The 10,133-nt window shown below is 54.7% G+C and carries 9 protein-coding genes; all 9 read right to left on the reverse strand.

Annotated elements, in window-relative coordinates; all coding sequences use genetic code 11:
- Positions 1 to 40: 40 nt before the first annotated feature.
- Complete coding sequence (locus AK2_RS14740; protein WP_067936276.1) at positions 41 to 3,325, reverse strand: helicase-related protein; 3,285 nt, start codon at positions 3,323 to 3,325, stop codon at positions 41 to 43.
- Positions 3,326 to 3,661: 336 nt separating this feature from the next.
- Complete coding sequence (locus tag AK2_RS14750) at positions 3,662 to 3,931, reverse strand: hypothetical protein (RefSeq protein ID WP_083517085.1); 270 nt, start codon at positions 3,929 to 3,931, stop codon at positions 3,662 to 3,664.
- Between the two features lie 72 nt (positions 3,932 to 4,003).
- Positions 4,004 to 5,053, reverse strand: coding sequence for a DUF6094 domain-containing protein (locus AK2_RS14755; RefSeq protein ID WP_067936279.1), 1,050 nt, complete (start codon positions 5,051 to 5,053; stop codon positions 4,004 to 4,006).
- Between the two features lie 77 nt (positions 5,054 to 5,130).
- A complete protein-coding gene (locus tag AK2_RS14760) occupies positions 5,131 to 5,538 on the reverse strand; it encodes a type II toxin-antitoxin system VapC family toxin (protein WP_174520729.1) in 408 nt (135 codons plus the stop codon).
- Positions 5,538 to 5,855, reverse strand: a complete 318-nt coding sequence (locus tag AK2_RS14765; RefSeq protein WP_217994712.1) for a type II toxin-antitoxin system Phd/YefM family antitoxin — start codon at positions 5,853 to 5,855, stop codon at positions 5,538 to 5,540. The genes AK2_RS14760 and AK2_RS14765 overlap by 1 nt, the downstream gene beginning before the upstream one ends.
- Before the next feature lie 77 nt (positions 5,856 to 5,932).
- Positions 5,933 to 6,652, reverse strand: a complete 720-nt coding sequence (locus tag AK2_RS14770; RefSeq protein WP_439645116.1) for an ArdC-like ssDNA-binding domain-containing protein — start codon at positions 6,650 to 6,652, stop codon at positions 5,933 to 5,935.
- A gap of 234 nt (positions 6,653 to 6,886) precedes the next feature.
- On the reverse strand, positions 6,887 to 8,068 hold the full coding sequence (gene dnaN / locus AK2_RS14775; RefSeq protein WP_067936283.1) for a DNA polymerase III subunit beta: 1,182 nt from the start codon (positions 8,066 to 8,068) through the stop codon (positions 6,887 to 6,889).
- 58 nt (positions 8,069 to 8,126) lie between these two features.
- A complete protein-coding gene (locus AK2_RS14780) occupies positions 8,127 to 8,414 on the reverse strand; it encodes a hypothetical protein (RefSeq protein WP_067936287.1) in 288 nt (95 codons plus the stop codon).
- Between the two features lie 526 nt (positions 8,415 to 8,940).
- Positions 8,941 to 10,133 (reverse strand): chromosome segregation protein SMC (locus tag AK2_RS17220; protein WP_169794806.1); only part of this gene is annotated, 1,193 nt, incomplete at its 5' end.

Here is a 10,133-nt window from a genome sequence, read left to right on the forward strand (position 1 = left end):
TAATCCCCGCGTGACTCGGGTTTGGTACAAAGGATGAGTGTTAGAGCGCAAACAACAGGACTTGGTTGTCCGCGACTTTCTGCCGTTTCACCCGCTTGGCCTTTGGCACCATGCCCATCTGCTTGCGCCAATCGCCGTAGGTAAGCGGCGCCTCGGGTTGTGTAGCAGATGTCTCGGGTGCAGGGCCAGGTTGCTCGGCGTTGCTATCCTCCACGTTGTCGGCCACCGCAAACAGCGGGAGTACCGTGACTTCCGCTGGTACTGCAGACGGCGCGACCGATTGCGAGGTTTCGACGACTTGCGTCGGATGCGATTCCTCAGCCTCAGTCGGTTCAGGCACGCCGGCCAGGCGCCGAGTTTCGGATGCGAGCCGTTGCATGGCTTCGTGGATCTCACGCTTGAAGCGTTCCTCCGCCAACATGACCACTCCGCTCGGAATGTCCTTGTCGGCGAGAGACTTCCACTTCTCCGCCAGATCCTCCACGTCACCCAAGCAGTTTGCAATGGCATAGGTGGAGGCCGATTTGTCGTCCTGCTCGATGAACTGCGCCACTTCGGACTTGTCGAGACGGCCTTCCAAGAGCATCGCGTGGCTGCGTTTTTGCAGCATGCGCTTGAATTGCACCATCTCGTAAGACCGTTTGTAGACGTAGTAGAACACCTTGCAGGCACGATGCTGGCCAATACGCCATGCCCGGCGGCTTGCCTGACGCATCGTGGCGATCTCGTCGGTGAACTGGTAGAACATCAAGGTCGGGAAGTCGAGCAAGTCGAGGCCCACCTCAACCAGTTTGGCGTTGCAGACCACAACCTGCGTATCCTTCTTCACCGCCTTTTCCAGCCATTCGACGCGATCCTCCGGCGACACGCTGGCTTGCAGAACTTGAACGCGGATACCGTGCTGTTTGAGTACATCGGCAATGCGTTTGTCCTGTTGGACTTCGCCACTATAGCGGACGTACACCACACAGCGACGGTTTTGATCCAGCTCTGCCTGGATATCTTCTAGCAAACGCCGTTCTTTCGCGGACAGTTCCTCTGCATCGTAGGTAGGCTCAAACTCGACAAGTTCGTCACCTACCCGTACCTCTTGGGGCATGTGCGGTTGGTTCGCCGCATTGACCACGGCCGGGATGAACTTCGCAAAGGCTTGGCTGTTTCCCATGGCGTACTGCTTGCGCATTACGGTTTCTAGCGTGGAATGGAACGCCTGGTAGGTCAGGCTATGTTGCTCGTCCATGTCCACGAAAATCGGCCGTTCCTCCAGCTCCACCAGCGGCAGGCCCATGTCTCCAAGCTCCAGAAATACTGTCTTGTCCGCCAAGTGATTGACGAACAGCTTGGGCGACAGGCCCGGGATTTCTTTTGGTGGGTTGAGGATCACCTTGCGGGAAGTTGATCCGCCCGCGGATTCCACTTCGTCTTTTGCATATCGTCCGCGCTGCTCCATGGTGCCATACAAGTAAACGAACTTGTTAAGCGAACGATGGTCCAGTCCATCCGCCTTCATCTCATCCGGGCAAATGCGCCACAGCAGATGATAAAGGCTGGATGCTTTCCCATCGCTCAGTGTGCCTGTAAGACCCAGCACGCGCCGGTTGGCTCCAACGATTGCGCCCATTGCTTCTCCTTGGCCGGAGTTGTTCTTGTATTGATGCAACTCATCGACGATCACCAGGTCGAACCATCCGCGCAAGTACCGTTGGATAAACCAAGCCGGTTGCAGACGACGGTGTTTGAGCCCAGAAACTTGCTCGCATTCCGGCACAGTATCGCGCATCAGGTTGGCACCGCACTCCGTGCAGTGGTAATTTGTGACGGACTTCTTGAACATATACTGGGTTCGAATCTTCTTCCGACCATCAATGCCCCTGCATTTAAAGGAACGGACACCGGTTGCTAAGTCCTCGAACCCTAGTTTCCGTTCCGCGATTTGCGCGGACTCGTTGTCGTGTTTCCGCGCATCCTTCTCAGCGGTTTTCGTGTGCTTTTGTTGAATGCCACCGCAGTCTGGACAGAGCCACACATCCTCTATGATCGCAGCTCCCGTATAGTGGTCATCCCACTTGTTCTTGTTCGGGACAACCCAGCGTTCCTTGTAGATTAACGCCGGAGCTTTGGGCATCCCCAGCTTCGCGGTATCGCGTGAGAGCAGGACAAATTCCAATCGATCCTTTTGTCCGCGAAGAACCCGCTGATTCCGGTAGCGGATAAGGTCTTTCCAGCTTTCGATGACCGTTACCCGAGCTCCAGGCAGCGTCTTTCCGATCTCGTCCCGAACCCATTTCGGGATGGTGATTCCCGGCACAAGAAGCAACACTGCAAACCCGCGCTTCGAGCGTTCAGACAACTCCTTTGCCGTTGCGAGGCTGATGATGCTCTTGCCAGTTCCCATGTCCGACGAAACGATCACGCCCTTGCTCTGCTCCAGCCCTTTTAAAATCGCTTGGACGGTATGCGCTTGGGCCGGGAACGGAACACGCTTCATCTGCGCAATCGCTGGATCGATAGGACGATCTAAATCGTGCGCAGGAGTTGCCATCTCCTCAATCGTGGTCGCCAGATGCGGCGCGTACGTTTGGAGATAGTCGATCACGTGGTACTCGCCGTTCTCGTCCGCCTGAAGGGTCTCAGAAAGCAGTGGTGCCTCTGTGATCCCTTCTGGAAGTTCGATGGTTCCTGTGACAAGTAAGTTGCTCAGGATCTCCTTCGCTTTATCCTCGTTGAGTTCTTCGGACACTTCAAACGCGACGAGGTCGTGCCAGTAGGGCACGTTCGGATCCGTCCAGACATCAAGCGACCGAACCAGTTCCTGCATATAGCAGGCATCCCACACCGCGTCCTTCCAAGCAGGCACGTACGGCAGATTGTAGTCGCCGGCAAACCGGCGCAGGAACAAGTCCGCCACGTCGCCACCATCCGGAACGATGATGAAGCGCGACTGCTCGGGTTCCAACTGTTCATCCACGGCCGACTTATGCAGGACAATCGCGTGTGTGAGCTTGCCGATCGGCCGCGTGACGAACCGATAGCCGTACTTGTCGGTATAGATGTTATCAGCATCGAAACTTCTACGACTCTGCTTTAAACGCAGACGGCTGCCTTTGACAGCATGCGCGACAATAGCTCGAGCAGAGCTGTCGAGGTCAATGAGACCTGCGGCGACCAAGTTGTCGCCGTCACGTTGCGGATTCCGTTGGGTTACGACGAAATGAACCGCTGCTTCCACGTAGTTTTTCTCGTCGCTGTACACGAGTATCTTCATACTAAAATGCGCCCAGCGTGCACCACGTCCGGGGGTGTTCGCCCCGGTTTCGTGATGCACCGGGGCTTTCCCCCTTTATGTGGTTTCGATGTACTTAATTACCGCTGGTAAGCAGAATCATGGTCTGGATGGAGGGATAGAATTCGCATCCAGTCTTCTTCGCGATATGCAACAGCGCGGAATCCCTTTCCAATTCGGAAGCTATACAGACGTTTTCCATTCGGGCCGACCTTTGAATAGATCAATTCCCATTTGAGACCTTTGTCTTTGTACACCTGATCCCAAGACATCTCGGATAGCTTTCTAAGCGTACCAAGTACGAGCAATTGTTCTGATTTCGGCAAAGAGAACAACCCTCGCTGGAACGATGGGTTATTGAGATCGAGCCGAACCCGCTCATTCTGCATCCCGGATCTGCCTCTCTAATTCATCCAGATCACTGTCTTGTGGCGGATTCTGTTCAGCCCAATCAATGGCTTCATTCAATTCATGTTGAACCTTAGGCTCCAATAACCATCGTTCATTATCTGGCACAAATTCGCCAATTTTAACAATGAACACACCAGGTTCAATTTCGTCCAACCATACCAATTTTCCTGCATATTCCTTACCAAGCGAAATCTGACCGTTGCTTCCAACAGTCTTGATCACGCCCACTTTAGCCATGATCCATCACCACCGTTATTTTCGTGCCTTAGTGCTGCACTATTTTGTGTTCATCATATGATGAGAACTATTTTATTGCAAATCTAAAATCGTTCCATCCGGCTGTACGGTGCGCACAGCCGTGACGTAGGATTCGGTGTCGACGATGGTCTCTGAACCGTCTTCGTTGCGGACCACTTCTCGGTTCACAATTTTCCGCGTCAATCCGACCACCATATGCCGATTCTCGCCAATTCCCACCGCACCGTTCAGTGCTCCCGCCGCAATCAGCGTGGCCATGTGTGTACGCCGAAATGGCAGGAGTGGACGGCGGAGTTTGGCGGTAGTGTCGGACGGCATGAGCATGTTGGCCGCGATCTGAAAGGCCTCGGATTGTGTGAGATCGAGCCGCAGTTCCTCTTCATCCAGGATGTATCCGCGAAAGAGGACTGGCGCCTCGATGTTCTCCACAACGGGCACCGTCCATTGCCGCCCATCCGGTTCATCCAGGTACGGCATGGGCAGGCTCTCATCCTTTCCGTAGGCCAACAGCTCATTCTTGGTATTCCGATCCTCGTTGGATAGTTCCTTGGCCCTCGTGAGGTTCTTCGAGCGCCTGCGCCCGAAGACCACCACTTGGCGAAAGGCGGCATACTCCTCGTCGTCAAACCGATACACCGCAATATCGGTATACCGGAGCAACAAGGCATTCACCATTTCCGAGCTGAGTACGTAGCGCGGGATGATGAACACCAGGACGCCGTCCGGAGCCAGGTATTTACTCAAGTCCCGCAAGAAGATGAGCTCCTTGCGGAAGATGTCCGATTGAACCCCTGATTGCGAATCGTACGGAGGGTTCAAGTAGAGTACCTGCATACTGGCAGGTTCCACCCGTGCCCGCTCGTAGCCCGTACAGACCACATGCGCAAGCCGGTTCCTTGCTTCTTCCGCACGCCGCCCGTCGAGCTCAATCCCGTACGTTACCGCATCCGATGGTGCTACAGCTGCGAGCGCCTCGCCTTCTCCACAGCACGGGTCGAACCAACGTGCCGGACCGGACGGAATAAGCCGCTTGCGAATCTTGTCCACCATGCTCAGCGGTGTGGGATAGTAGCCCATTTTGCTGATTCCTTCATATCTCATCTCGTCCCTCACGCCGTGCGTTTGGGACGAGAGGTTTCCCCTCCGTCCCAACGTGCAAGACGGAGGGGTTCACCTCCTTACAAGGTCTCTACTCCAACAGACTGCGCAGCAAGGTATAGCTGCTTATCCGTAGTCGCCAATGGGCACTTCAAGCGTTGTGCCAGTTCCAAATATGCCGCGTCATACGCGGTTAGGCCGTTGTCCAATGCCAAGCTTAGAGTTTTATGAAAAACATGGGACGCTGAAACCTCGTCAACCACGATTTCCAAACCCGACAATAGTTTCGTGGCAATCCGAATCTGCTCCAGGTTCATGCGGTTTCGCCTGTGACCGACAAGAAGTGCGTTGGAGACTTCCAACGGCCAGATTGCCGGTACGGTTGCGGTGTCCTGCTTGAACCTGTTCAGAATTCGTGCTGCATAATCGTTTGATTCGTCTGGAAAACACCAACTCAGAGCAACCGAAGCGTCCAAAACAAAGGTCATCAGAAGCGCCGCCCCTCTTCGATCATTTCTCGAATAGACGGCCCCTCTGAACTCACCATTTGCCGAAGGCGCTTGAACCCGTCCGCGATGTCATCCACAGACATTGTTTCATCCCGATATGGAACAATTTTCGCCACTGGTTTTCCACGTCGCGTTACCAAGATGGTTTCGCCATTCATCACTTCATCCAGTAATTCGGCTAAATGAGTTTTTGCTTCGTATGCTCCAACTTCTTTCATACGGATCATCTCCAATAAACCAGTCGTTACGACCAGTTTATTCGAAATGACATCTGTTAACAATCGTGTTTTATCCACCATGTCCCTCGCCTGGGCTTGGGACGAGAGGCTCCCTCCGTCCCAGGCATGCAGACGGAGGGATTCACCTCCTGTTTTTAGATCGCCTTGCGCAACTCCGGCGTCTCTTCCAATGCCCTGAGAATCCGATCCGCCGCCTGCTGAATCCTCGTCCCGCACGCCTTGAGGGCATTCACGGCCTCTTTCCCACTCCATCCGGCGATGTATCCGAACGAGTAGTCCGAGGTATCCAACCCCAGCGCGTGTGCGACTACAAAGGCGGTAGATTCAGCCTCAAGCTCGATCCACGGCCGGCAGGATGCATCCAGGGGACCCTGGTTGTGCAGAATCCCATGTGCCCATTCGTGAATCAAGGTTTTTGCCTTGTGCGCCTCGGGCAATGTCTGAACAATCTCGATGTGCTGCGTTCGCAACTCGAATCGACCGTTTGCGCTGCCGAGGGACTTGACTTCACGAATCGGGAACGGGCAGGCCTTATGCAGCTTTCCGTACAGGTCACTCTCACCCGTGAGAATCCGCGGTCTCTCAACTTGCGGCAACGGCTCTCCTTCTGTTTGCGATACGTCGAACACGTACACGACACGATAGCCGTACAACACGCGCTCCGTGTCTTCATCATGTTGCTCTTTCTCTTGTTCCTCTTCGCTTGCCTGTTCCTCGTTCACCGGTTTTGCCTTGGTCTTACGGAACAACGGTGCGAAGATCTCAATCCCGCGCTCACCCTTTTTGACATAGCGGCCAAGCTCCTTCCACCGGTTGTAGCCGGCGACGAGGGTCGCATTGGGCCGCTGGATCATGATGAGCAACGTGTTTGCGAAGCTATATCGATGGAACGTCGCTTGGAACTGCAGAAACTTTCGCCACTCAGCACTATCGAGCAGTGTCTCCAGTCCTTATTCCAAGCGTTCCATGGCAGCTTTCGTCTTCCCGTTCATTTCGACGCCCCACCCATCAACACCAAAGGGGGCGTCCCCTCTTGGTGCTGACGAGGGGACTTCCTCCCTTCGGATTTAGATTTGGTGGGCCTTACCTTACGCGCTCTTACGCTTACTGGTCGCAGACTGGGCCGGGGCATTCAGCATCGGAGCGATGAGACCCAACCCTGAGCCGTCGACCGGTTTTACCGTGAACGTCTGTTTGGCGTTCGTGAAGCCTGCCTCTACCAACTCCACACCCTCATACGACCGGAGCAAGGCAATCCAGTAGTGAATATTGCAGTGAATGATCATTTCTTCCCCCGTTTGCGTAGACGACTTCACGTCAACGGTGTCCGTTGCGTACCCATATTGTGCTGACTGGGTGAACAACACAACACGCTCGGGAGAAATCCGGAATTCAACTTCATGTTCCGTCTCGGACAAAACCGATACCCGTTCGCATGCTTCCAGCAACGCCTGACGGTCCACAACCACCTTGATGGGCGGATTCTGCGGGATGACGCGGGAGGTGTCGGGATAAACCCCTTCCAACCCACGCATGACCATGCGGTACATATCGTCATCCCAAGACACCGTGCAGGATGATGGGCCGAGCGTCAAAGTGACCTCTTCGTCATCATCCCGCGCCGGTAGAACCGCGACCAACTTGTCCAACAGGACCGCAGGTACTGGCAGGCTCCGTGGTTCTCCACTCACCGACTTGCACACTACGGTGTATTCGGCGAGCCGCATCCCGTCGGTTGCAACCGCGTGAATGCCTGTGTCCGACACGGTCAGGTTCACGCCGGTCAAGACAGGGCGAGCATTTCCTTCATACACTGCGTAGGTCGTCCGTCGAAGTAAACGATGCAGCTCAGGCGCCACGAGTACCACCGTGGTCGTGTCGTCCGGGTTATCGGTGTACGGAGTGAACAGATCCGGTTCGAGACCGGACAGCTCATACTTCGTCTTGCCGAACGAGACTTCGGTTTTGTTGCCTTTTCTGTGTAACGTGATCTGTCCGCTCGACCGTTTGACGATCTCGAACAGTTCCTTCGCCGGAAGCAAGGATGCACCGGATTCTTCGATGACTACCGGTGAATTGACCGCTTCCTGGTAGAGCGTTCGCCGGATGGACATGTCCAAGCTGCTCGCATAGACGTCCACACGGTCTTCTTCCTTGTCCGCTTTGATGAGAACGTGCTTCAGTACCGCCTTGTTCGTCGACGACGGTACAACGCGAATCACATCGCGCAGTACCTTTTCCAGTTCCACATGGTTGAACGTAGCTTTCATGAATAATCCTCTCCTTTTTCCGCATAGGGTTTCCTTATTCCGCCGCAAATCGGCGTCGTCAGAACGTGAGCCGCGACCAAGAGGATAACCGCTTTGTCGGGACCAACACGACCTGACCCGGTTTCACCGAACCGCCGATGTGGTTTCGTTGTTCAATGGCCTGTATCACATCGCGCGGGTCTGCGTCCGGACAATGGGATGTTCCAAGCGTCCAGAGCGTTTGCCCGGGCTGCACGGTCACCGGCACCCAACCAGCAAATTTCGGTGGTAGGAGTTGCACAGTTACGACCGCTTGGATCAGCAACAGAAGTGCCGTCAGACCCACGTATGGTTTGAGTTTCCGCATGCATAAGACCCCTTTCCGTGGTTGCAATTGCACCCACGGGGCCCGCCGCCCGAGGGTGTTTGTCACCCCCGTTTGGCGGGCAGGGTTATCCGAGCTTTACAGTGAGTACTTGTGTTTCCGACGTACCGTGATATTGGATTCCCACTCGTCTGCGAAGTAAACCGTGATCACGGTGTTGGGCTTCACAAGTACGACGTGTACCGGTCGTCCATTAATGTCACCGCGCTTCATAACGCGTTCGCTACTCTCTTGAACGGGCACTCCGACTTGTGCAATCTGATCCACGGCATCAATCGGTAATCGCCGTTGTACGATTCGCTTGACTGCATGAATGTCGTACACGGGTCTCATCATCTTTATGGCCATACTGATCACCTTCCCAGATCTCGATGTGCTCCCGTTGTGCCGTGAGCACGGACGGAAGCGTGCCATCGAAGTAATGTTTGAGAATCTGTTTCAGAACGAACGTGTCGTCGTCCGACCGAAAGAACGAGGGGATCGCGAACATTTGCATGTCGCTCATCCCTCATGCCACGGCCGAATCGCCTTCGCATTTAATGGTCAGTTTAGTGTCGGCGACAAACGCGGCGATGACTTGCCCGCAAAAGGTCTCACCGAACAGGTTTTGCACCGATTCGGCATTGTCAACGTACACGGGGATTGCCTCACCGCGAGCAAAGGCCAACACGCGCCCGATCTCGATGTCACACCGCACCTTTTCAGAGAAGGAGAGCAATCTGTATGGACGCCCCTTCCATTCGATGCGGAATGACTCGCGAATCTCGCCGGTTTCCTTGTTCACGTCCATCAAGTGAATGCGGACATTATCAAAGAACCCGTTGAGTTGTTCGTGTTGCGCACGGATGTACTCGAACCGGAACTCTTGCAAGGCCCTGAGCTTACGCTGAAACGCCTCGAGATTCCGACGATCTTGGTCCGTCATCGTGCGCAACTCTTGCAGCTTGGCTTTAGCTCTCTGGTAACTTTGGAGTGCCGCCTGATATTCCGCTTGCTGCTGACGCTCCTCCTCAAGCGCGTTTTCAACGCGTTCGATGAGTGCTTGGATCGAAGCCTCCAACTTTGGCCGATCCGGCAGAGCTTCAAGGCGATCCAACTCTGCCCGAACCTGCTTGCCTTGCTGGATTACTTCTGCCAGCCGATCCTTGTATTCCCGAATCGCCTTTTCACGGACGGCCTGCACTTTATCCCCTGGAAGGCGCTGTCCGCATGCTGGGCAGTGAGTATCCACCTTTGGAGGATTAGACTTGATTTCCCGGTATTTTTGCTGGAGCCGAGCATGTTCAACCTTCAGCTCCTTCAACCGGGATTCGCGTACTTCCAATTGTGTTTCAAACTTGATACTAGCCCGCTTGGCCATCTCGTACCGCTGGCGGTCCTCTGTGGACACGAGAGGTTTAAACGGCTTTGGCGGTCCTTGTTCAATCACGCTGGAGTAGGCTCGCACCTCTCCTTCGGACCGGAGAAGCTCCTGCTCCAACTCGTGGATCTCGTTGCGCACTTTCTTTATGGCGATCTCCACAGAGTCGATGCCCATGGCAAATTGGTCATGGGCTAGGAGTTCAGCGGCCTCCGAAGTCATACGCTTCAGCACGTCCTCTTTCGGAACGTCCGGAACGCATTTGGCCAGAATCGCCTTGGCTTCTTTTGGCTCCAAGGAGCTAAAGTACCCCGGTAGGAAAATCGACAGGAATTCAGAGA

The sequence above is a fragment of the Alicyclobacillus kakegawensis NBRC 103104 genome (assembly GCF_001552655.1).
Lineage (GTDB): Bacteria > Bacillota > Bacilli > Alicyclobacillales > Alicyclobacillaceae > Alicyclobacillus_G > Alicyclobacillus_G kakegawensis.

Bases quoted from the DNA above. Each gene is read 5' to 3' on its own strand.
- AK2_RS14750 (WP_083517085.1), bottom strand. From the start codon at position 3,931: ATGGCTAAAGTGGGCGTGATCAAGACTGTTGGAAGCAACGGTCAGATT.
- AK2_RS14755 (WP_067936279.1), bottom strand. From the start codon at position 5,053: ATGAGATATGAAGGAATCAGCAAAATGGGCTACTATCCCACACCGCTG.
- AK2_RS14760 (WP_174520729.1), bottom strand. From the start codon at position 5,538: ATGACCTTTGTTTTGGACGCTTCGGTTGCTCTGAGTTGGTGTTTTCCA.
- AK2_RS14770 (WP_439645116.1), bottom strand. From the start codon at position 6,652: ATGATCCAGCGGCCCAATGCGACCCTCGTCGCCGGCTACAACCGGTGG.
- dnaN (WP_067936283.1), bottom strand. From the start codon at position 8,068: ATGAAAGCTACGTTCAACCATGTGGAACTGGAAAAGGTACTGCGCGAT.
- AK2_RS14780 (WP_067936287.1), bottom strand. From the start codon at position 8,414: ATGCGGAAACTCAAACCATACGTGGGTCTGACGGCACTTCTGTTGCTG.